This is a genomic window from Vibrio sp. 1641 (genome assembly GCF_033339995.1).
In the GTDB taxonomy this organism is placed as follows: domain Bacteria; phylum Pseudomonadota; class Gammaproteobacteria; order Enterobacterales; family Vibrionaceae; genus Vibrio; species Vibrio alginolyticus.
Window position 1 is genome coordinate 741,570 of the sequence record NZ_JAWOVP010000002.1, and the last position, 20,764, is coordinate 762,333.

18 protein-coding genes are annotated in these 20,764 nt (G+C 44.0%); 10 read left to right on the forward strand and 8 right to left on the reverse strand.

The window, feature by feature from the left end; genetic code table 11:
• Positions 1-34: 34 nt before the first annotated feature.
• Positions 35-2,443: a VolA/Pla-1 family phospholipase gene (locus tag R7Z47_RS07210; RefSeq protein ID WP_262606747.1), complete on the reverse strand. Its 2,409-nt coding sequence runs from the start codon at positions 2,441-2,443 to the stop codon at positions 35-37.
• Between the two features lie 20 nt (positions 2,444-2,463).
• Positions 2,464-3,708: an outer membrane protein transport protein gene (locus R7Z47_RS07215; protein ID WP_262606746.1), complete on the reverse strand. Its 1,245-nt coding sequence runs from the start codon at positions 3,706-3,708 to the stop codon at positions 2,464-2,466.
• A gap of 422 nt (positions 3,709-4,130) precedes the next feature.
• Between R7Z47_RS07215 and R7Z47_RS07220 the strand changes: the two genes are divergently transcribed.
• Positions 4,131-5,159, forward strand: a complete 1,029-nt coding sequence (locus tag R7Z47_RS07220) for a site-2 protease family protein (protein ID WP_054575173.1) — start codon at positions 4,131-4,133, stop codon at positions 5,157-5,159.
• 75 nt (positions 5,160-5,234) lie between these two features.
• Here R7Z47_RS07220 and R7Z47_RS07225 read toward each other — a convergent pair whose 3' ends face one another.
• Complete coding sequence (locus tag R7Z47_RS07225; protein ID WP_258481504.1) at positions 5,235-6,023, reverse strand: M48 family metallopeptidase; 789 nt, start codon at positions 6,021-6,023, stop codon at positions 5,235-5,237.
• Positions 6,024-6,224: 201 nt separating this feature from the next.
• Here R7Z47_RS07225 and R7Z47_RS07230 point away from each other — a divergent pair, with 201 nt between their 5' ends.
• From R7Z47_RS07230 to cutA, 5 genes are all read left to right on the forward strand, one after another.
• Positions 6,225-6,659 (forward strand): hotdog fold thioesterase, encoded by a 435-nt coding sequence (locus R7Z47_RS07230; RefSeq protein ID WP_005376340.1) that lies wholly within the window; start codon positions 6,225-6,227, stop codon positions 6,657-6,659.
• 6 nt (positions 6,660-6,665) lie between these two features.
• Entirely contained in the window at positions 6,666-6,899 is a 234-nt protein-coding gene (locus tag R7Z47_RS07235; RefSeq protein WP_054575175.1) for a DUF3389 domain-containing protein, read from the forward strand.
• A gap of 79 nt (positions 6,900-6,978) precedes the next feature.
• On the forward strand, positions 6,979-8,688 hold the full coding sequence (locus R7Z47_RS07240; protein WP_053307684.1) for an SgrR family transcriptional regulator: 1,710 nt from the start codon (positions 6,979-6,981) through the stop codon (positions 8,686-8,688).
• A complete protein-coding gene (locus tag R7Z47_RS07245; RefSeq protein WP_005376334.1) occupies positions 8,672-8,923 on the forward strand; it encodes a hypothetical protein in 252 nt (83 codons plus the stop codon). Before R7Z47_RS07240 ends, R7Z47_RS07245 begins: the two co-directional genes overlap by 17 nt.
• A gap of 14 nt (positions 8,924-8,937) precedes the next feature.
• A complete protein-coding gene (gene cutA, locus R7Z47_RS07250; protein ID WP_017634166.1) occupies positions 8,938-9,270 on the forward strand; it encodes a divalent-cation tolerance protein CutA in 333 nt (110 codons plus the stop codon).
• On the opposite strand, the gene R7Z47_RS07255 is transcribed toward cutA, so the two are convergent.
• Positions 9,232-9,828, reverse strand: coding sequence for a DUF2238 domain-containing protein (locus R7Z47_RS07255; RefSeq protein ID WP_017821932.1), 597 nt, complete (start codon positions 9,826-9,828; stop codon positions 9,232-9,234). The genes cutA and R7Z47_RS07255 overlap by 39 nt on opposite strands.
• 242 nt (positions 9,829-10,070) lie before the next feature.
• On the opposite strand from R7Z47_RS07255, the gene R7Z47_RS07260 reads away from it, so the two are divergent.
• Both R7Z47_RS07260 and R7Z47_RS07265 read left to right on the forward strand, forming a co-directional pair.
• Positions 10,071-10,910, forward strand: coding sequence for an isopenicillin N synthase family dioxygenase (locus R7Z47_RS07260; protein WP_005376329.1), 840 nt, complete (start codon positions 10,071-10,073; stop codon positions 10,908-10,910).
• 128 nt (positions 10,911-11,038) lie between these two features.
• Entirely contained in the window at positions 11,039-11,659 is a 621-nt protein-coding gene (locus R7Z47_RS07265; protein WP_256902698.1) for a DNA-J related domain-containing protein, read from the forward strand.
• Positions 11,660-11,738: 79 nt separating this feature from the next.
• Here the strand turns inward: R7Z47_RS07265 and R7Z47_RS07270 are convergent, their stop codons facing one another.
• The 4 genes from R7Z47_RS07270 to tesA all read right to left on the reverse strand — a co-directional run bounded on the left by R7Z47_RS07270 (position 11,739) and on the right by tesA (position 17,441).
• Entirely contained in the window at positions 11,739-13,394 is a 1,656-nt protein-coding gene (locus R7Z47_RS07270) for an ABC-ATPase domain-containing protein (RefSeq protein ID WP_104976093.1), read from the reverse strand.
• Positions 13,395-13,465: 71 nt separating this feature from the next.
• Positions 13,466-15,376 carry an EAL domain-containing protein gene (locus R7Z47_RS07275; RefSeq protein ID WP_213960962.1) on the reverse strand — a complete coding sequence of 637 codons (1,911 nt, stop codon included), beginning with the start codon at positions 15,374-15,376 and terminating at the stop codon, positions 13,466-13,468.
• Positions 15,377-15,556: 180 nt separating this feature from the next.
• Positions 15,557-16,756, reverse strand: coding sequence for an enoyl-ACP reductase FabV (fabV, locus tag R7Z47_RS07280; RefSeq protein ID WP_318129926.1), 1,200 nt, complete (start codon positions 16,754-16,756; stop codon positions 15,557-15,559).
• 82 nt (positions 16,757-16,838) lie between these two features.
• Positions 16,839-17,441, reverse strand: a complete 603-nt coding sequence (tesA, locus tag R7Z47_RS07285) for a multifunctional acyl-CoA thioesterase I/protease I/lysophospholipase L1 (protein WP_005376324.1) — start codon at positions 17,439-17,441, stop codon at positions 16,839-16,841.
• Between tesA and R7Z47_RS07290 the strand changes: the two genes are divergently transcribed.
• Both R7Z47_RS07290 and R7Z47_RS07295 read left to right on the forward strand, forming a co-directional pair.
• A complete protein-coding gene (locus R7Z47_RS07290) occupies positions 17,440-18,132 on the forward strand; it encodes an ABC transporter ATP-binding protein (protein ID WP_005376323.1) in 693 nt (230 codons plus the stop codon). The two genes, tesA and R7Z47_RS07290, sit on opposite strands and share 2 nt — an antisense overlap.
• Entirely contained in the window at positions 18,132-20,588 is a 2,457-nt protein-coding gene (locus R7Z47_RS07295; protein ID WP_262606744.1) for an ABC transporter permease, read from the forward strand. Before R7Z47_RS07290 ends, R7Z47_RS07295 begins: the two co-directional genes overlap by 1 nt.
• Positions 20,589-20,764 lie beyond the last annotated feature (176 nt).

A 20,764-nucleotide genomic window follows, 5' to 3' on the forward strand; every position in this document is an offset into this window, starting at 1 on the left:
TAGAAACTGGGCTTTGGTAGGAAGGATGTTGCGATTACTTCAAAACAGAAGTGTTAGTGACACCTGTTAATGCGTCATCCATTAAGAAGTCAGTGTTTTCCATCTGCATCTCTACATGATGATCAATATCAGACAAAGTGCCATTTGGCGAAGCAAAAGTACTGTGCGATGCAGTAGCATTAAACTGTACAAAGCTCGCAGTTGCATTCACAGTAGTGTCCGTACTGTTCACAGTCTTCAACCCTAGCTTATTAGCGAGCGGTTCAGTACCCGCGAATGGTGCATTTGGAACGCTGTTTGGTACTGTGCTATCGCCATCCACTTCTGTCATAAAGAATGGTGTCGTTAGCGAACCAGATGCCACTAAATCTGAAGCGTTTGTGAACGGATCGACAGTGTCTAGTGTAGTCTGTGCTGCATAGATAAATTGTGAAAAACCTGCTTCTAGCGCTGCTACTTGAGCTTCCGTTGCCGCAGCCTCAAATGCTTCGTAACATGTTTTATCTTCTAGATCCGCACATGATGCATCAGCGTAACTCGCATAGTCTTTAGATGCTGCATAAGCGAGGTTATGTTTGATCTGAGGGCCGTAATTGTCTGAACCCAGTAACAAATTACCAATTTGTCCACCAGAGTTCTGTACTGATGCAGAACTAAAGGTGTACAGTGCATCCGCAGTAGGGCTGCCCAATGTATTGTTTGCTGCTGCGACGGCAGATGTAGCGACAATACCGCCAAGTGAATGACCTAGCATTTTGACTTTTGAACCCGTCATTGGGTTGAAGCCTTGCAGAGGACCTCCAGCTAAAAGACCGCCTTGAGCAGATACTACCAAGCTAGCGCGCAAGCCTAACACATCCAGAACACTCTGACGTAGGTTGTCACGCGCAACGGCTAAGTTGGAAAGATTTAGATAAGCCAGTACATTCGCATTTGCGGAACGTTGTTCATCTAAGCTGCGCGTACCATGAATAGGTAAGTCAATAGCGATAACTGCCACACCTGCTTTTACCATATTGAACGCGAACGCGTACGCATTCTCTTTCGCTGAGGTGATGCCGTGTTGATAAATCACAACGTCTGTCGCGACGCCAGATTTAGGTGTGAAGACCAGTACTTCGACATCTTCAACCGATTTCACTACGGGAACAGGCGAGTAGCGAGTAATAATACGCTCACTATCAAGCTGGGTACCATCGGTAAGAGTAAGCTTAGCTCCAACAAGTTTTAGCTGCTCTGTAGGATCTGTAGCAAGCTTTGTCACATCAACAGGATCATTTGCAAAAACGCCTGTTGATAGCTGCTGAACCATGTTTGCTTGCTCGTTCGGATCCGCTAATGCTGCGCTTAGCTTAGCTAGGCTTGGCATCGCAGATACCATTGGTTGCATGTTCCAGCTTGTGCCTTTTTCCAGATAATGAGGCAGTCTTACCACACCTTGTGTCACGCTTACATCGGCACCTGATTGCATGTAAAGGCCTTTAATTGCCGTTTTAGCTGCGTCTAGATCGCTAATGTATTTACTAAAGTCATCGTCAGAGTCTAGCGCAGTGCTAAAGTCTTGGGTTTCACCGAGCGTTATTGTGTAGGCCGTTGATAAGTCAACTGAACCTTCGTTTGAGTCATTTTTGTAAACGGTATTTAGTGTGTTTGCGCCGGTAGAAAAACCAGTAGCGGTTACTCCTTTGACTGCCGCTAACGTATCACCTACAGACTGGGTACTGAACCATGAGGAGTAAACGATGTCGTTAGGGTCAACTTGAGCTAAACCAAAAATGCCTTCAACCGCTTGTGTCACCGCTTGAACAGAAGCAAGAGCACCAGTTTCATAAACGATTTCTTTCGATTTACCTGTCGCGTAACTGGCTGATGTACCGATTGGCTCACCATTCACGTCAGTAACATCTTGTGTAACCGCAAAAATGTACTCGCTTGACTCATCAAGTGAAGCCAAGAACTGGATGTATAGAGAGTTACCTTTTGCTTGAACTACGTAGTCCTGATTCTGAACGAGTACCTCTTCGATTGGGTTAGATTTACCGTCCCACTCGGTTAAGCGTTGGTTAATCTTGATGACTTTAACACCAGACGACAGCATGCCCGTTGCAAAACCGTCGCCGTTGAAGTTAAGAACGATTGGCATAGACGTTGACCATCCATCCATCGTGTTCATTGAGGCTCTAGGGTTGGTTAAAGCATCATCGCCATCAGTTGGCAGACCAAGCGTACCATCGCTTGTGTCCATTAATAAGTAAGACGGTGCCGGTACATCTGCGTTCGCTCCTTGAAGCGTAAAACTGATGGATGTTTCGCGATCAAGCAATGCTTGGACTTCATCTTCAAATTGAACTTTGTCGGAAGTACCAGAGCTGGAGGTATCATCACCACAACCAGCAAGAAGGATTGCAGAACAAAGCATTGATAATTTAAACGTGTGTTTCATTGGTTTACTCCGTAATCCCATTATTTGAAGGTGTAGTTCATCTGTACCGCGCTGATGTAAGCAGTACCTTCTGAGTCAAACTTAATCTCTTCACCCAGAGCATTTGTCTCAGTGAAAGAGCCTGATTTACTCTTAACAAGTGCAAAGCCTGCATCGAAAGTTAAATTCTCACTCATTGCGTAAGTAAGGCCCGCGCTGTACCAAAAACGGTCACTGTCAGGGATACTCAATGTCGCTTCACCTGCTTGTTCGTCGTACGCAAAGCCTGCACGGAATGTCCAATCCGCATTGAGGGTGTAAGTTGCACCAATAGAATAACGGTTGTTGTCTTCGTATTTCTCTGGTTTGTAGAAACATTGACCAGCAGTTCCATCATTACATTGAGGACTCGTCGCTTTCAGTTCTTTAAATGTGCTCCAATCGGTCTGTTGCCAGCCGTAATGTACTGCCCATTGTTCATTCAGTTGATGGAAAGCCGATAATTCGATAATTGAAGGGAGAGAGATTTTTAAACGGCCATCCACTTTTGGTGATGGAGCTCGGCCTGAGTCGTAACTACTAAACTCACCGTCGTCAAAATCTAGATCAACTTTAGAACGGTAACCAAAGCCAAAACGGTTGTTTTCATTTAGCTCGTACAAAGCGCCAATATTCCAACCCCAAGCAAAAGTTTCGCCTTCCATGCCGACAAGGTTATCGGACTTATTACCACCTAAAATACGGGCGAGTGCGCCTTTGTGGCGAGTCAGCTCTGCTTCAGCGTAAACTAGGTTGATACCACCACCGACACTGAAAGACTCGTTGATACGGTAAGCGACATTAGGGTTGATGTTTACTGAAAGTAGGGAAGTGTCACCCGCCATATCACCTGCGGAAATATCATTTGGATAGTCAGTGGCAACACCATATGTTGTGAACATACCGATACCCCAAGCCCAGCTATCATTGATAGGGCTGATGTAATAACCTGCTGGCACGATCTGTAAAGGAGCGACATCTTTCGCGTGTTCATTGTTTACAGTGTCGTACACATCGACTTCAGGGTCGATGATAGATAACGCGCCCGAAAATTGAGCTTCTTTGAAAAGTGTCATTGCTGCAGGGTTACGAGCAAGGACGCTGGCATTATCTGCGACAGCCCCTTCACCTGAAAATGCTCGACCAAGACCAGATGCCGAATGTTCAGCTACCTGGAAGCCCGCTGAGTGGGCATTACACGCAAACAATATTGAAATTGTAAGCAGAGAGCAGTGCTTCTTGTTCATCCTTGACCCTCCTAGGGTGTCATAATGCTGGACCGAAGTCCTTGTAATTGTTGTGTGGTACTTACACCAATTGTTAATACGCGAAATACAACGGTGATGTAAATGTAATGTTAATTGTATGTTTAATAACTTGTCAAAGTTTGAGCGTATTTTGCGTTTTAAATATGATGCATAGGTCAAACGATGGCTTGTAAGGGCATGTATTATCGTTATATTTTTGAAGAGAATGGTACGACCAGAATTGTTTTGCGAGCTTTATAGTTAAATGACGATCAAATCAAGAGATAGCTCGCTTTGCTGTTTCTTCACTTCACAGGCATAATTCGCGCTCGCTATGTAGTTATTCAATAGACGCAATAGGAACCGCATTGGAATTACTGAATGTTGAATTTTTAGGTCGTTCGCTAAGGCTCGAAGGATCGATGGCTGGGTGGCAGCAGTTATATTGGGATAATACGTTGGTGTCTCAAATCGATGCCAGTGACAATACCGCAGAGACTTGTCTACATCAGTTTAGGCTCTCTGCGGGTGAGGAAATCCTGAACTGTCATTTAGAGTGTTCTTTAACATGGCAACCGTTTGAATTGAGTTACAAGGTCACAATTAACGGTGAGCTCATCAATGAAGGTTGTCGAAATGAAAAAGACATCGAGCGCCAAGTGCCAGAAGTTACGCCACCATCCGAAAAGCGTTTAAGTGTAATAGGCCTCGTATCTCTTGGGATGAAAGCACTTAAAAGTGCGAAAGTTATTAAAGTGGCGTTAGCGTCTGCAAGTCTCGCTGCATATTCTTGGCTATTTTCCATCGAGTTCGCGCTAGCGTTGATCGCTTGTTTGGTTTTTCATGAATATGGTCACATTAGAGCGATGAAGTATTTTGGAATGAAGACCAAAGGGATCTATTTGATTCCATTCCTAGGTGGTTTGGCGCTAAGTGACGAAAAGATAAACACGCGCTGGCAGGATGTGGTTATCTCAATCATGGGACCATTTTTCGGTTTAGTACTTAGTATTGTTTTTACTTTGCTTTATTGGATGACTGGTGAGGTGATCTTCGCTGGGCTTGCTGTGTTTAACGCCTTGCTAAACCTATTTAATCTGCTGCCTATTTTACCATTAGATGGTGGCCATGTGCTCAAAAGTATTACCTTCTCAATGAATACTTGGGTCGGGTTAGTTGGCAGTATTGCGACCGCTTTATTAGGCATTTTTATCAGTTACTATTTCGGTCTGACGTTGCTAGGGTTTTTATTGTTAATGGGAATGTTGGAAGTGGTGATGGAATGGAGAGCTCGACATCAAAGCCATTTATTGCCATTAACCCGTTATGGGCAACTATTTTCACTTGCTTGGTACTTGGTCTCTGTCGGAGGTTTTGTTTCTATCATCTGGTATTTTGCCACTCTCGGAGATAGTTTGTTAAGTTTGCCGCTACAGATATTGGGCACTTGATTAGAATCATTAAAAAGCTCCCTAGGGAGCTTTTTTATTTGGCAAGCTTAAGTAGTAGACGATAGTAGCAATGAATTAGCCACATCTTGGTGCTTTCGCGTTATACGCAGGCAGCTTATTTATGGTTGCTTGTAAATCTTTAATGCGCGTACTGTGCGATGGGTGGGTTGAGAAGAATTCAGGTGGTTGAGAACCACCTGATGCAGCACTCATATTTTTCCATAAATCGACACTTTGACGTGGGTCGAAACCTGCTTTTGCCATGAATTCCAGCCCGACAATATCAGCCTCGGATTCCTGAGTACGACCGTATGGCAAGATAACACCGTATTGAACACCGACACCAAGTGCCGCCATCGTCATTTGTTGATACTGTTTGTACTCGGAAGCGCCAATGGCAACGTTTGCTAGAGACAACCCGGCATTTGCTAACTGACTTTGTGAGAGACGTTCATTACTGTGGTCAGCGAGGACGTGAGCGACTTCGTGACCAATGACTGTTGCCAACTGATCTTGGTTTTTCGCGACATCTAAAAGCCCGGTATACACGCCGATCTTCCCACCTGGTAGAGCAAACGCATTGACTTGTTCACTATCAAAAACAACGACTTCCCAGTCTTTAAATCCAGATTGAGCGGGAATGGTGTCAGTGATGTGTTTGGCAACGCATTGAACGTAGGCATTCGTTTTGCGATCTTTGCTGATTGGGATATCTTTCTTCATTTGTTCGAAAGATTTAGCGCCAAGCGATGACATTTCCTGATCTGAAAACATCAGGATCTGGTTGCGACCCGTCGGTGATGCGCTACACGCTGTTAAACCCACGATAGTTAAAAGAGCAGAGGCTTTCATCCATACCTTCATAACAGGCTCCATTTAATTTTTTGTTTTGAAGCAATAGTATATACCCAAATAGTAACATGATGCATGGATCAAGTTATTCATCTGATTAATAAAGAAGGTGAGATGTTACGTCTTGAAGTTATGCCCAAGTAGCGTCTATGCTAGCTTCCTAGCATATCGTTACAACCTAACAAACCAGTTTGTGAAACTAAGAGTAAAGCAATGAGTATATGGAAAAAGCCCGTAAGCATAGAGATTCTGAATGCCACGTCAAAAAATACCCTGATCGAGCACCTACAAATTAAATATACAGATTTCACTGACGACTCCCTTACAGCAACCATGCCCGTATGCAGCTTTACTCATCAACCTTTAGGAATGCTTCACGGTGGTGCATCAGTCGTGCTCGCAGAAACATTAGGCTCATTGGCTGCAAACTTCTCTGTCGATGAGGGCAGCTACTGCGTCGGTTTAGATATTAACGCGAACCATGTGCGAGCCATGCGAAGTGGTCATGTGATTGGTACGGCAAAACCGCTTCATCTGGGTATTTCAACGCAAGTGTGGCAAATCGATATCACTGATGAGCGAGGCCGTTTAGTGTGTACCAGTCGCTTGACCATCGCTGTGAAACAACATAAAACAAAGTCGGTATAAACTAAGATGGTGATTGAGTTTTCATTAGGAAAAATCATTGCAACCCAGCGTGAAATAGTGATTAAGATCTCCGGCAGCGCAATGGTAACCTTGCAAGCGCAAACCGATGCAATTCAGTTGCTGGGTAGAGGAGCGAACGTTGTTTTATCTCATGGAGCAGAGTGCAAATGGTCTATCAAGCTGGATAGCGAGGAACAACTGGCCGAACTTTCGCGAGAAATTGGTATCGATATTCAATAATTTATAGTGTGATGTTTGCACTTTTTGGTAAAAATGAGGAAACTTAGCTTATCGACAACAAGATAAGAATTTCCTCTTTATGAGTAGCCCTCGTTTACGTGTTCAGTTCGAAACACTGTTTGAAAAATTTTCCGGTCACGATACGGACGTTCAGCTCGAAGACATCACCGAAGCGTTGTTTTGTACACGTCGTAATGCTCGTATTGTTCTAAATAAACTTGAAGAAGAGGGCTGGATTGAGTGGCATCCGGCAGCGGGTCGAGGAAAACTTTCGAAACTCGTTTTTAAACGTAATCGAAGCGACGTCAGCGAAAACCTCGCCAGGCGTTATCTCGATGAAGGGAAAATCGGTCAGGCTCTAGATGCGCTTGATAACGATGCGGCACGATTGACGCAGGTTATCCAAGGTTATTTAGGGCTTCAACATCGACAGGGCGAGCAGGTCGTGCGTTTGCCTTATTATCGACCATTGTCGATGTTAAACCCGCAGAAACCGATGCGGCGTTCTGAACAGCACATCGCCAGACAAATTTTTAGCGGACTCACTCGCCTTGATGAAAATGAACAACTTCAACCAGATTTAGCCCACACGTGGGAAGCAATTTCTGATACACATTGGCGTTTTTATCTTCGTCGTGGAGTACGCTTTCATAATGGTGAACCGTTAACAACCAGTTGTGTTCTTGAAAGTGTACTTGCGTTAAATAGCTTGAACTTGTTTTCTCACATAAAGCGGGTGTCTTCACCACAAGAGTGGACCGTTGATATTGAGCTCGTCCGTCCTGATCGCTACCTGCCTCTGGCTCTGAGTGAGTCGCAAGCAAAAATTTTGCTACCGAGTGCTTTGCGTTCTGAAAGCTTCGATAGACAACCGATAGGGACAGGGCCGTTCCAAGTTAAAATGAATGATGATAAGCGTCTTATTTTGACTGCTTTTGATGGCTACTTTGGTTTTCGCCCTTTACTTGACCAAGTGGAGGTGTGGGTAATCGATGAAGCCTATTCCTCAATGGTTTATCCAAGCCTGTCAAAACCGAAGATGGATAAACAAGGTTCATCCGATGAAGTCGAGCTGGACCCTGGCTGTACATTCCTATTACTAAACAAAAACACTGGGATTGCAAAAGATCCTCGTTGGGCAGAGTTCCTCTCGCAAACCCTCAACAGTCACCAGATTTACGCGCATGTTCCACAAGATAAAGTGATGGAACTGGGAGTATTGCAAGCGTTTGGCCTTAAGCCCGGTTGGATTGATCTTAGGCCAGCAGAAGCGGGCAGCGTACCACAGGCTAATAAGGTAATTTCCGTAGCGTATCAGAAAAAGCATCCGATGTTTCCAGTAGTTGCCAAGGCCATCAAGACACTCTTAAAACCGCACGGTATAGAGGTTGAGTTTATTCGTTATGATTCTCAACCGCCCGCACCGGAGGAAGTGGATATCTGGGTGAAAGCTATGGGCATTGCAACGAACCGAAATGACGCGTTGGCGGGCTGGCTCCTGGATTACAGTGATATTGAGAAGTTCAGTTCAGGTTACGATTTTAGTGAATGGGCTAAACTTGTCGATCAATGGCGTGCCGGCATGCACACAGACTTTCCTGCGCGTGAGCTAGGACGACAGTTAGTAAAAAGCTGTCAGGTGATTCCTATGTTTCACTGCTGGCTAGGCGTGAATAAAGACCACAGCGGTGCGTTACAAAATGCAAAGTGTAATGCCTTAGGTTGGTTTGATTTTAATAATGTATGGGTCAAACCGGATATAGAAAGTAACCATGGCGAAACCGAATAAAAAACAACCGACGAAAACCGTCGATATCTTTTGCTCTAAATGTAAAACTCAACTATTTAAGTACCGTAAAGGCGGGAAAGGCGCACTGGTTAAATGCTTCAAAGAGCGCATTGTTGACGATTTCACACAAACCCCATGTATTTGCCCCGCTTGCGGACAAGAGTTTGCAAGAGATACCCTAGTAAGAGGAACCCCCGCTTACAAAATGATTGGCGGCAAAGTGACGATGAAATAATAAAGGGCTAGAAAATGAGTATGAAACATGACTATTGCATGGTTTTAAGTACAACCAGTAATGAAAAAAATCGAGATCAGATCATTAAAGGTTTGCTAGATGCACAATTAGCCGCGTGTATTCAAACAATGCCTATTGAAAGCCACTACGTTTGGAAAGGGGAGGTTTGTACTGACAACGAATGGTTGCTGGTGATCAAAACTCGTCGAGAGCTCTATGAATTGGTGGAAGAGAAAATAGAAAACCTGCACGAATACGAGGTCGCTCAAATCGTACAGGTTCCAATTGTTGATGGGTTTAACCCTTATTTAGAATGGTTGAGAGAATCGACGTTGAGCCGACATTAAGAATAACGACAACACTGCACCAACGGTATCGCACAACATATCTTTCTGGGCATCCCATATGTCACCTTGCGAGCCCAGAAAGGCAATTCCCTCATCGCCACCAGCCAATTCCGCATACCACCATTCGATAATCTCATAGCCAGCAGCAAGTGACATGATAGCAAACAAAGCAAACCAGCAAGAGAACGCTTTGTTGAACCGTTTTTTGTTTATCAAGTATTCAGCGATCGGATATGCGTAAAGGCCAATTGAAAAGTGCGCAATGCGGTCAAAATTATTTCGCTCTGAACCAATCATGTCGTTAAACCAGTCAAACGGCACTTCGGAGAACGTATATTTCGCACCGATAGTGTGCAAACAGAGCCAGATGAACATTAAAAAGTAAGCCGTATTACTGAACTGATAGCGAATCGAAATCGCCCAAATAGCAACAAGAATACCAATCGCCGGGATAATCTCCGCAAACCAAACTGCACGTGAGTTAGGTTCCAACGCAGAAAATAAAAACACGATGGCATAAAAAATCGTTAATCCTAAGAGTGTCGAGGTGCTTTTCATAGAGTTATTTGATCCTTCAATTTATCTTACAGTGGGACTCCATAGATTGTGTTAATGATTACACTTAATTGAACGGTGTGCAATTGATATTTTAATGGGTTTTTTGATCACTGAAAATGTTGATTTATTGGCAAACTGCTCAACATTAAAACGTTTGCGCGTGCACTTTTCATTAAAGTTTGATTTACAACATGCCCATCCATAGAATCCATGATTCAGTCTAATAAAAAAGAAGTAAAGCCATGAAACTGGAAACTGTCGATTATCTTGCTGACGATGCTGCTCAACAGTTCGTTACCTCTCTACGCGAAACGGGGTTCGGTGTGTTGAAAAACCACCCGATTCCACAAGAGCTTGTAGAGTCAATTTACAAAAACTGGCATGAGTTTTTCTGTTCAGATCAAAAGAATGATTTTCACTTTAACGTAGACACCCAAGATGGCTATTTCCCACCTTCAGTGTCTGAAGTGGCGAAAGGGCACAAAGTGAAAGACATCAAAGAGTACTTTCATGTTTACCCTTGGGGGCAGATACCAGAGCAGCTTAAAGCTGAAATCTTAGAGTACTACGAGCGTGCCAATGCATTTGCTCAAGAGCTATTAGGTTGGGTTGAAGCGTACGCACCTAAGGACGTTCAAGAGAAGTTCTCTATCGCGTTGTCAGAAATGATCAATAACAGTGACAAAACATTACTACGCGTGCTTCACTACCCACCGATGACAGGCGAAGAAGAGCCAGGCGCTATTCGTGCTGCTGCGCATGAAGACATTAACCTGCTAACGGTTTTGCCTGCTGCCAATGAGCCTGGACTGCAAGTAAAGAGTAAAGAGGGTGATTGGATCGATGTACCATGTGACTTCGGAAACTTAATCATCAACATTGGTGATATGCTTCAAGAAGCGTCAGGTGGTTATTTCCCTTCAACGACTCACCGTGTAATCAACCCTACGGGTGGCCGTCAAGAAAAGTCACGTATCTCATTACCGTTGTTCCTGCATCCAAAGCCGGAAGTGGTGTTATCTGAGCGCTACACTGCACATAGCTACCTTATGGAACGTTTACGTGAGCTAGGGGTTATTTAACCTTTACGTGATCTCCTTACAAAGGCCGATGGTGAATGACTATCGGCCTTTTTGCATTTATGCTACAAAGTGGAAACTATGTTTTTTGTGCCGAGAATGGGGCCCTAAGCTCGTGTCAGAGAGGATGAATGGAAGGACAACGTACTGTCAGTAGTATTGAGCCTCATGCAATAGAAAATCCGCTGCTTTGGCCAATGCTAGAAATTCTGAGAAAACAGCCCTCCAATTGGAAAGTGCACACCTTGGCAAGCTCGTTGGGTGAACAAGGTTATATTTCAAAGCTGGACGACTCTCCCGATAAGGATTTATTCAAAAGAAATTTCCTGATCATGAATGCATTATATCAACTGCAAGACACTCTGTATCCGGATAGTTGGCTTCAAGTCGAAGCCATGGATATTCAGCTCATGTCTTCGATGGAAGCTTTGAGGCATAAGATCGATATTCATGATCCTTTGCGTGAGTATTACTTAGATTGGCGCAATTACGAAGCGGACGAAGATGAAGTGCGTCGACTGTTGAATGAATTTTGGACAACTTATCAAAAGTTCATCGGTGGTTCATCAGTAGCTAGCGTAGATAAGACAAAGGCACTGTCACTATTTGAACTTAACACTGACGCTACGCCTGCGGAAATTAGAAAACAATGGCGAAAACTCGCGCTTCGTTGGCATCCTGATCGAGAAAATGGCGATGCAGAAAGATTTAGAGTTCTTTGTGAAGCGTGGAATGTACTGAGAAACGAATGATTCACTAAGAATAAAGATAAAGGAAGGCAGCTAACTATAGCTGCCTTTTGATTGAACTATCTCTGTCAGCGTATCAAAACTAGCATGATGACTTAAACTGAGATTTTCGCATGCGGTTGAGGGCAGCCATAACGTCTAGTGTGCGTGGTTTGGCTAAGTCGCCTTGTTTAGGAAGAGCGGCATGCCACTCACCAGACAGCATTTCTTCAATCTCCTTCGCCGGATGATTACACCAACCTGGAAGTTGAGCAATTTGGAACCATAACCAGCCAATTGTGTTGACTTCATCGGCTGACTCTATCTGTTCCAAAGCGCTAAGATCAGTAAACTCTTTACCAAATCGAAGTGACTCTTTGCCTTTCGCATTCACACGGAACTTGCCGTCAGTCAGAATATTCATCAACGCAACGCGGTTCAGTGCTCGAGGTGGGAAGGTCTGTAAACGTTCTTCTGACTCGTTATGGCGTTGAGTAGGGTGCTGAGCGATAACTTCTTTCGCTTTTTCAGTCACATCAACGGCTTGGTAGTCGTGCATTTGAATGACGGTATCGGCAACGTCTAAGTAGTCGCCCGACCCACCCATAACGATAATGGTAGAGATATCAAGATCATCTCGTAATTGACCAATGCGGTCGACGAGAGGAGTAATTGGCTCATCACCTTTTGCCACCAATGCCTGCATACGCTCATCTCTAATCATGAAGTTGGTAGCAGAAGTATCTTCATCAATCAATAATGTGCTTGCACCCGCTTCAATAGACTCTTGAAGCCAAGCGGCTTGCGACGTTGAGCCTGATGCGTCTTGAGTAGAAAAGTCCGCCGTATCTTTACCCATCGGTAAATGGTTGATGTAGTTCGACAGGTTCAAGTGGTGTACGCATCGGCCATCTTCGGCACGAATCTTCATAGCCTTGTTATCGGCAACAATGTATTCGCGGCCATCTCCTGGAATATGATCGTAAATTGAACGCTCTATTGCATTTAATAAGGTAGATTTACCGTGGAAGCCGCCACCTACGATCAGTGTGATACCTTTTGGAATTCCTAATCCTGTGACATGGCCCTTGTTTGGCGCATGTAAAGTGACTTGTAGAGATTCAGGGGCTTTAAACTCAACGGCTTCTTTCATAGGAAGGTCGCAATTACCTGCAATTCGAGGAAGAATACTGCCGTTTGCGACAAACGCGACTAAGTTATTGGCCTCTAACTGTTCTCGTAGGGCATCTTGGTCTTCAACAACTTGGCAGTGCTTAATTAAAGCGGCTTTGTCGAGTTCACGCTCTAAAGTTGCTCGACGGATAAACTTAGGCAGGTGGAAAGTCAGTATGTTGTTGGCTTTTTTCCCCAATACTGAACGACCTTCGGCTGGTAAGTTAACTCGAAAACGCAGTTCAATACCTTCTTCAGTAAACAACACCGCGGTGCTATCCAGTACAGTTTGGCCTGTCAGTGAAATTGATACTGAGTTTTCTTGTTTAGCAAACTGTTCAAAACTACGCGCAATAAAATCACGTGCAGCTCTTTGAAATGCAGGAGACTCGTCTCTTAGCCACTCAAGACCAGTCAAAGACCATGCGCGAGTCGCACGAAAACGTGACGCCGATGCATAAGGGTCACCCTGTACATGATCGATAAACAAAGTGAAATCAGTGAAGTCGTATCGACCTTTGATTTGCTGATAAGCTCGGTAGTTCTGCTTTTCAATTTTCTTAAGCGTGGCAGTCAACTGATCCATGAAGATATTGGCCTTTTAATAGAAGCGGGCGGCGATTATAGAAACCACCGCCCTCATAGTAAAGAGAATGCTTAGGAAGAGTAGGCGTATTGCCCGCCAGAAAGGCGCTGATTAAACAAACTTTGCTCAAATTCATTACAAGGCATAGGTTTACCATAAAGAAAACCTTGTCCGATATCACAGCCCTCACCAATGAGAAACTGTTCTTGTTGGGGAGATTCAATGCCTTCGATCACGACTTGGAGTTCCAGTTTTTTCGCGATGTGTATGATAGAACAAATTATCGCGCGATCATCGTCCGACTTTTCCATTTGCTGGACGAAGCTTTTATCAATTTTGATGGCATCAAATGGATATTTCTTTAAATAGCTGAACGAGGCATATCCTGTACCAAAATCGTCAAGTGACAATGTCACGCCTAGTTTGTGCAGTTTATTTAATGTAGTGCGTGCTACGACCTCATCGGCAATTAAGGCGCTTTCGGTTACCTCGAGCTCGAGAAAGTGTGCTGGCAAATGAAAAGACTCGAGTAGGTGTTGCACTTGTTCTGCAAAATTTACGTTTTGTAATTGAATGGGAGAAACGTTGACGGCCATTTTGAAGTTATCAATTAACTCAGACCATTGTTTTGCTTTGTCTATCGCGGTTCGAAGAACAAAAGAGCCAACTTCAAAGATAAGCCCGTTTTGTTCAGCCATATGTATTAATGCTTCGTTGGATACGTCGCCAAGTATTGGATGCCTCCAGCGTAGTAACGCTTCTGCGCCAATCCACTTGTGGGTTTGAGGGTGTACTTTGGGCTGAAAGTAGAGCATTAGGTCATCGTTTCTTACCGCTTGCAATAAGTAGCTTTCCAGTTGATTGTGGTTGTTGAGTTCATTTGAATGGCTTTCACAGAAATAACTATACGCTTCGCCAGATTCTTTACACAAAAGCATGGCATAACATGCGTTCTGGAGTAGTTGTTTAGCATTGCTGGTTCGGTGAGCTTGTACAACACCAATGTAAGAGTTTAGGTGAACCTCTGTGTCTTTTACATAAAAACTTCCCATACCAATATCGGTAATATCATTCAGTAGCTGATGCAATTTTATATCGATGTCTGTGCCCCAAACGAGCAATACGAGATCATTGGAGCTAGGCCTCCCCGTAACAAAATGTCTGGACTCCCGCTTACCAAGACGATACCGAAACTCTTTCAATATTTCGTCGAAAGCTTCAAAGCCATAACGGGTTTGGATACTGCGTGCATTGCTAAAACCAATGTTTATTACGATTAATGATTGCTGACTGTGATCTAACGTTCTGAGTGTGTCACTGACTATATTTTCGAGTGCTGCTCGGTTTAGGAATCCAGTTCCTTGATCGTGTGTTTTTTGGTAGCTCACCTGCTTTTCAGCGGCTCTGCGACGATCAATCTCTTGCGTTAGGGAATAACTTAACTGCGCCAAATCTGTAGTGCGATTCTCAACTCTATTTTTGAGTTCGTTGTTAAGACGCTGAAGTTTGTGTTGCTGATGCACGATGGAAAGCTGCGCTTCGATTGAATCTTTAAAAGTCCCAAGCAATTGCCGGTAAGTGTCGCAGTATTCATTCTCCTTAGAATCAAGCATGCAAATAGTTCCAAACGTCTCTCCATTTGGCCAGAATAGCGGTAAGCCGCAATAAGAGATCATACCTAGTTTGATATCAGGATTATTTTGCCACTCTTCATCTTCAAGCGCGTTTGGGACAATAAGTTCACTTTTGTGTTTTATGACATGCTCACAATACAAACCGTTGCCAAGCAGCTCAGTATCGCCAGTACGATAAGGATTACCTAGAGTTTCGCTGGATGTGTTTACTTCTATGCGATCTGGATGGATACGCATAATTAATGTGGTGGGTACGTGCGTTATTTGAGCCAGTAAGTTGACGATTTCCTGCCAACTTCTTCGCATAGACTCAGGGATTTCGTAGTCTAATGTTTGCAATCTCCCCATATAGGTCATCCTTTACGTGGTTTCACTTCCTGTGAATTAAAAATGCAGACTGCTCTATTTTGTTCTCGCTTTTTAATTAAGTATAGGGTGGCTAGGGCTCGAAACAAAAAAAAGTCCTGAAAAGTGTTCAGGACTAGGAATAGTTGTCACATATCTCATCCTTGAAACAGATAACAAGCATCAAGGCTTAAGCGACATTAACGATTCAATAGAAATGTCTTGCGAATAGTCAACATCTTCAAAGTTAAAGCCATTGATCTTCATAAACTCATCTTTAAAACCTTGGTAATCACCAATCTCTTTAAAGTTATCAGCATTCATCTGTTCTAAAAGAGCGTGGACTTCTTGTTGAACTTGCGGTTCAAGTTCCAAGTCATCTATTCGAATCAAGCGTTCACCGTCAACTGGCACTTTCTCTTGATCGTATAACTTCGTAGTAAACAGTCGCTGCATTTGTTCAATACAGCGTTCGTGAGTACCTTTTTCCTTCATCACTCTATAAAGCGCTAACAGGTAAGGACTTAGAGCAGGTATGAATACACTGGCTTTCGTCACCAACGCCTTACACACGGTTGCGTAAGCACCGCCGTCAAAGTTGGCGAGTTTGAGGTTTAATGAATGACTGGTTTGGTGTAAATCGATTTTCGCTCGACCTAACGTACCATCGAGATAAATTGGGTGCGTAATGTCAGGGCCCATGTAAGAAAAGGCGATGGTTTTGCCGCCGTGTGCAATAGAGTCGTTATTGATGAGTGTGTCAATCCAACTTTCCCAGTCTTCGCCGCCCATTACTTTAATGGTGGCATTGGCTTCCTCTTCTGTTGCAGGCGTTAAGATGGTTTCTATCCACTTATCGTTCTCCAGCATGATAGAAGCGCCAGTGACAGGCTCACCAATCGGTTTAATGACACTGCGCCAAAACTCATCAGATTCAGGTTTAGGTCGAACACCGGTTGCCAAGCTATAGATGACTAAGTCAACTTCACCCTCAAAGTACGTTTCAATGGCTTCAATCACTTGATTGCGCACCGAACCAGAGAATGCATCGCCAACAATATTTATTGCGGTACGCCCGGCTTGATTTGCTTCTTGCTTAAAAAAGACGTTGTTATACCAACCCGCACTCCCAACCCCTTTCTCTGAAGGGCCACGCTCAAATGAGACGCCAATGGTATCGGCGTTAGCGCCACCGAACGTTAGGGCTATTCGTGCCGCTAGGCCGAAACCAGAGGAGGCACCAATAATCAAAACCCGTTTTGGGCCTTTTTTGATCTGTGGGGCGTGCTTTACGTATTCAATTTGCTCTTTAATAGATGCATGACACCCTTTGGGGTGCGCAGAGCGAGCAACAACACCTTGAATTAACGGTTCTATTCGCATGTTGTTATCTATCCTCGATGAGTGGAATTGAAAATAGATTAACGTAAAGTTACGTAAAACTTATTGAGCTAGACCATTAAAATTAGAGATGTTTAATTAATTCTTGAGCAACGAAATCAGCGATCCAAGGTTGTGCATCTGGTTTTGGGTGAAGGCCATCATCCATCATCCATTCTGGTTTGGTGACAACATGCTCTAAGAAGAATGGCATCAAGGCAACTTGTTGATGCTGTGCAAGCTTAGGGTAGATATCGTAAAACATATCGCTATAGCGCTTACCATAATTAGGTGGAACCCGAATTTGCATCATGACAACGTCCGCACCAGAATCTTTTATCATGGTAATCATTTTTGAAAGATTCGACGTAATAAGTTTAGGAGGGAAACCTCTTAGGCCATCGTTGGCACCTAACTCAATAAGTACCATGTCAGGGCTATGCTGAGTTAGCAACTGAGGTAACCGTGCTAAGCCATTGCCGGTTGTATCGCCAGAAATGCTGGCATTAATAACTGTTACATCTTGACCATGTTCTGACAACGCATCAGGGAGTAAGCTAGGCCAACTCTCTTCGATCGGCATCTGATAGCCTGCACTCAAGCTATCACCCAAGACAAGTAGCTTTTCGCTCGCATGTGCAGTAGCGGAAAAACAAAAAAATAGAACTAAGGAAAGTATACGAATCATGCAAACACCTGTACTTAATGCACCTATTGTTCAAGCCAATTTGGTTTCTAAACAAGTCTCTACTAATCAAGAACAATTAACAATCCTCAAAGACGTAAATGTTGACATCCGAAAAGGAGAAAAAATCGCCATCGTCGGAACTTCCGGTGCAGGTAAGTCAACATTGATGACGTTGCTAGCTGGTCTTGATACGCCGACATCAGGCGAAATTACTTTATTAGGTCATGAATTATCAAAACTGGACGATGAAGCACGCGCGAAAATTCGGGCTGACTCTTTAGGTTTTGTTTTCCAAAGTTTCCTGTTAATCCCGAGTTTGAGTGCATTACGTAATGTCACACTTCCTTGTCTTTTACGTGGTGAAGCCGAAGATGAAGCAAGAGCAGCGGAATTATTAGCTGCTGTTGGATTGGAAAAACGTGTCGACCATTTACCAAGCCAGTTATCTGGTGGTGAACAACAGCGAGTTGCGCTAGCGCGTGCATTTATGACACAGCCTGAGCTGTTGTTCGCAGACGAGCCTACCGGCAATCTTGACCATCAAACCGCAGACAAAGTGATTGAGCTGCTATTCGATCTTAATGAACAGCACGGGACAACTCTGATTTTAGTAACACACGATGGTCATCTAGCAAGCCGATGTGACCGTATCTATCGTATGGAGGCGGGTGAGCTTAAGGAGGAGATATAATGTCTGCAGTATCATCAAGTGAAGCAACATCCACAGAGCAAAACAGTACAACACAGCACTCGTCGAATAAAAGTTTGATACGCTGGAGTTTCGGCGAAATAAGGCAGGGGAATCTTTGGCCTATTAGCGTTGCTCTTATTCTCGTGATTGCGAGTATCTTTGCGCTTTCTGCATTAGCAGAACGAATGGAGCAGGTGATCGTCAAGCAGGGGAAGGACGCATTAACGGCAGATGCGGTGTTTGTGTCTGCTAATCCCATTCCGGACACGTTGTTAGCCTCGACTGAAAGCCTTGACCGTTCGACGATGACACGCTTTGCCACTATGGCATTTAGCGATAATGGTATGCAGCTTATTTCTGTAAGGGCGGTGGATGATAATTACCCTTTAATGGGAGAGCTCGTTCTTGAAAATAATCCAGCCGGTCGCGTTCAAGAGAACCAACTCTGGCTTGATGAGCGGATTATGACTCAACTAAGCGTAAAGTCAGGTGACAGCGTCACGATAGGCGATGCCGAGTTTACTGTATCAGGCGCAGTATTGATGGAACCAGGCTTGAGCTTTAATCCATTTCAACAAATGCCTTCTGCATACATTCATCAAAGTGACGTAGATAAAACAGGAGCAATTCAAGTTGGGAGCCGAGTTCAATACCGTCTGTTTTTACAAGCCGATGATAAAACACTAAATAGCTTACAAGATGATACGCGGCTTTCTCCGAGCGATCGCTGGCGCACGCAAGATACTGCCAGTCGTAGTAAGGAGGTTTTTGAACGCACGACGCAGTATCTGTCGTTGACCGTAGCGATTGTCATCATTATGGCGGCGACAACATTGGTTCTTACTTGTCAAAATTACGTGAACAGCCGGACACAAACTATCGCGATGTTGAAAAGTCTTGGTGCGAGTCGCCGATGGATTGAAAAGTGGTTATTTATTCAAGTCACAATCCTTCTCATTAGTGCCAGTGTCGTCGGTCTACTGCTAGGGAGCGGGCTGGAGTATTTATTACGCATTCCACTCAAAGACTTATTACCCGATCCACTCCCTAGTTACGGCGTCACACCATTTTTGGTGGCATTTATCTCAGCAGTCTTGATTACGGTGCCCGCTCTCGGTATACCATTGTTAGGCTTGATTAAAACTCCCGCGTTAGAAGTGCTACAGCAGGGCAAAGCGCAACGTTCTTGGAAGCGAATGTTACTTGTTCTAGTTCCCGTTGTTCCATTGCTTTTACTGTATGCAGACAACACCTTAGTTTGGATCGTGCTCACTGGTATAGCGGTACTGTTTGTGGTACTCGCAGCAGTTAGCGTCATACTCACAAAACTGTTTGCACGTGTTTCAACCCATCCTGCAATGAAGCTTGCGTTGAGTCGTATCAACCGGACGCCAGTAACCAGCGGTCTACAGTTTGGTGCTTTGGCATTATCTTTGATGTTGCTGTCTATCATTTGGCTTGTGCGCAGCGATATTCTCGCGGATTGGGAGAGAACCTTACCTGCAGACGCGCCAAATGTGTTCGCTTTGAACATTGGTGATTATGAGCTCGATAACTACCTAGAAACCCTAGATAAAAATGGAGTTACGCGGTCACAAGCTTATCCAATAATTCGTGGACGACTAACAGAGATTAACGGTCAAAACGTCAAAGAGATTGATTACGAAGGAGAAGGTTCTGACGCGATACGTCGAGAGCTAAACCTGACATGGGGAGATACCCTACCAGAATATAATGATGTACTTTCGGGTGAATGGACAAACAAAGGGAGTGTATCTGTAGAAGCGGATGTAGCAAATGACTTAGGCATAAAACTCGGTGATACGCTGCGCTTTGTAATAAACAGCCAGAATTACGATGCAGTAGTAGATACCATCCGTTATGTCGAATGGCGTGACATGAAGCCTAACTTTTATTTTATTTTCTCATCTGACGTGATGGCTAATTTACCTGGTTCTTACCTCATCAGTTATAGGATTGAAGAAGGAAATGAAGCGTTGTTGACGTCAATGTCACGTGCTCACCCAACGGTCTCTGTTTTAGATATCCGAACTATGGGCGAGAAAATTCAGGCTTTGATTCAGCAAATCGTATCAGCAATCACCATCCTTGCTCTTTTAGGCGTTGTTGCTGGTCTGCTGCTCATCTTTACGCTACTGAGGTTAAGCTTGTCCCAACGACAACAAGAGATTCGTTTGTATCGCACATTAGGTTCAAGTAAGAAACGGATCAACACAACCCTGTGGGCCGAGTACGGAATTATGGCGTTGATTGCTAGTGGTGTTGCGGTATTCGCTGCGGAAGTTTGTGTGGCCGCAGTCATGACATATGGATTCGATCTCAATGCACAAATTCACCCCGAATTGTGGATAGCTTTACCGCTTGCAACATTTGTTACGTTGGCACTTGTAGTGATGAGTTTGTTGAAAAGATTGTTAACTCCAGTAAACACTTAATCGCAGCGAGTGTTATCAAGTTTGGAACACTCCATGACACTTTTATTTTAGTTATCCACAAAAACAGTGGATAACTTTTGGGATAACTAAATGGGGTAAAAAGTGGGGTGTTTCTGCAGGCTTTGCGCCATGGGTCTTACAGTGAAATTCTTATTCACATAGACACAAAAAAGTGT

Excerpts from the sequence above, each read along its gene's own strand:
- R7Z47_RS07215 (WP_262606746.1), bottom strand. The coding sequence starts at position 3,708 with ATGAACAAGAAGCACTGCTCTCTGCTTACAATTTCAATATTGTTTGCG.
- tesA (WP_005376324.1), bottom strand. The coding sequence starts at position 17,441 with ATGATTCGTATACTTTCCTTAGTTCTATTTTTTTGTTTTTCCGCTACT.
- cutA (WP_017634166.1), top strand. The coding sequence starts at position 8,938 with ATGAGTATGAAACATGACTATTGCATGGTTTTAAGTACAACCAGTAAT.
- R7Z47_RS07275 (WP_213960962.1), bottom strand. The coding sequence starts at position 15,376 with ATGGGGAGATTGCAAACATTAGACTACGAAATCCCTGAGTCTATGCGA.
- R7Z47_RS07240 (WP_053307684.1), top strand. The coding sequence starts at position 6,979 with ATGAGTAGCCCTCGTTTACGTGTTCAGTTCGAAACACTGTTTGAAAAA.
- R7Z47_RS07255 (WP_017821932.1), bottom strand. The coding sequence starts at position 9,828 with ATGAAAAGCACCTCGACACTCTTAGGATTAACGATTTTTTATGCCATC.
- R7Z47_RS07230 (WP_005376340.1), top strand. The coding sequence starts at position 6,225 with ATGAGTATATGGAAAAAGCCCGTAAGCATAGAGATTCTGAATGCCACG.
- R7Z47_RS07225 (WP_258481504.1), bottom strand. The coding sequence starts at position 6,023 with ATGAAGGTATGGATGAAAGCCTCTGCTCTTTTAACTATCGTGGGTTTA.
- R7Z47_RS07220 (WP_054575173.1), top strand. The coding sequence starts at position 4,131 with ATGGCTGGGTGGCAGCAGTTATATTGGGATAATACGTTGGTGTCTCAA.
- R7Z47_RS07245 (WP_005376334.1), top strand. The coding sequence starts at position 8,672 with ATGGCGAAACCGAATAAAAAACAACCGACGAAAACCGTCGATATCTTT.
- R7Z47_RS07265 (WP_256902698.1), top strand. The coding sequence starts at position 11,039 with ATGGAAGGACAACGTACTGTCAGTAGTATTGAGCCTCATGCAATAGAA.
- R7Z47_RS07295 (WP_262606744.1), top strand. The coding sequence starts at position 18,132 with ATGTCTGCAGTATCATCAAGTGAAGCAACATCCACAGAGCAAAACAGT.
- R7Z47_RS07270 (WP_104976093.1), bottom strand. The coding sequence starts at position 13,394 with ATGGATCAGTTGACTGCCACGCTTAAGAAAATTGAAAAGCAGAACTAC.
- R7Z47_RS07260 (WP_005376329.1), top strand. The coding sequence starts at position 10,071 with ATGAAACTGGAAACTGTCGATTATCTTGCTGACGATGCTGCTCAACAG.
- R7Z47_RS07290 (WP_005376323.1), top strand. The coding sequence starts at position 17,440 with ATGCAAACACCTGTACTTAATGCACCTATTGTTCAAGCCAATTTGGTT.
- fabV (WP_318129926.1), bottom strand. The coding sequence starts at position 16,756 with ATGCGAATAGAACCGTTAATTCAAGGTGTTGTTGCTCGCTCTGCGCAC.
- R7Z47_RS07210 (WP_262606747.1), bottom strand. The coding sequence starts at position 2,443 with ATGAAACACACGTTTAAATTATCAATGCTTTGTTCTGCAATCCTTCTT.
- R7Z47_RS07235 (WP_054575175.1), top strand. The coding sequence starts at position 6,666 with ATGGTGATTGAGTTTTCATTAGGAAAAATCATTGCAACCCAGCGTGAA.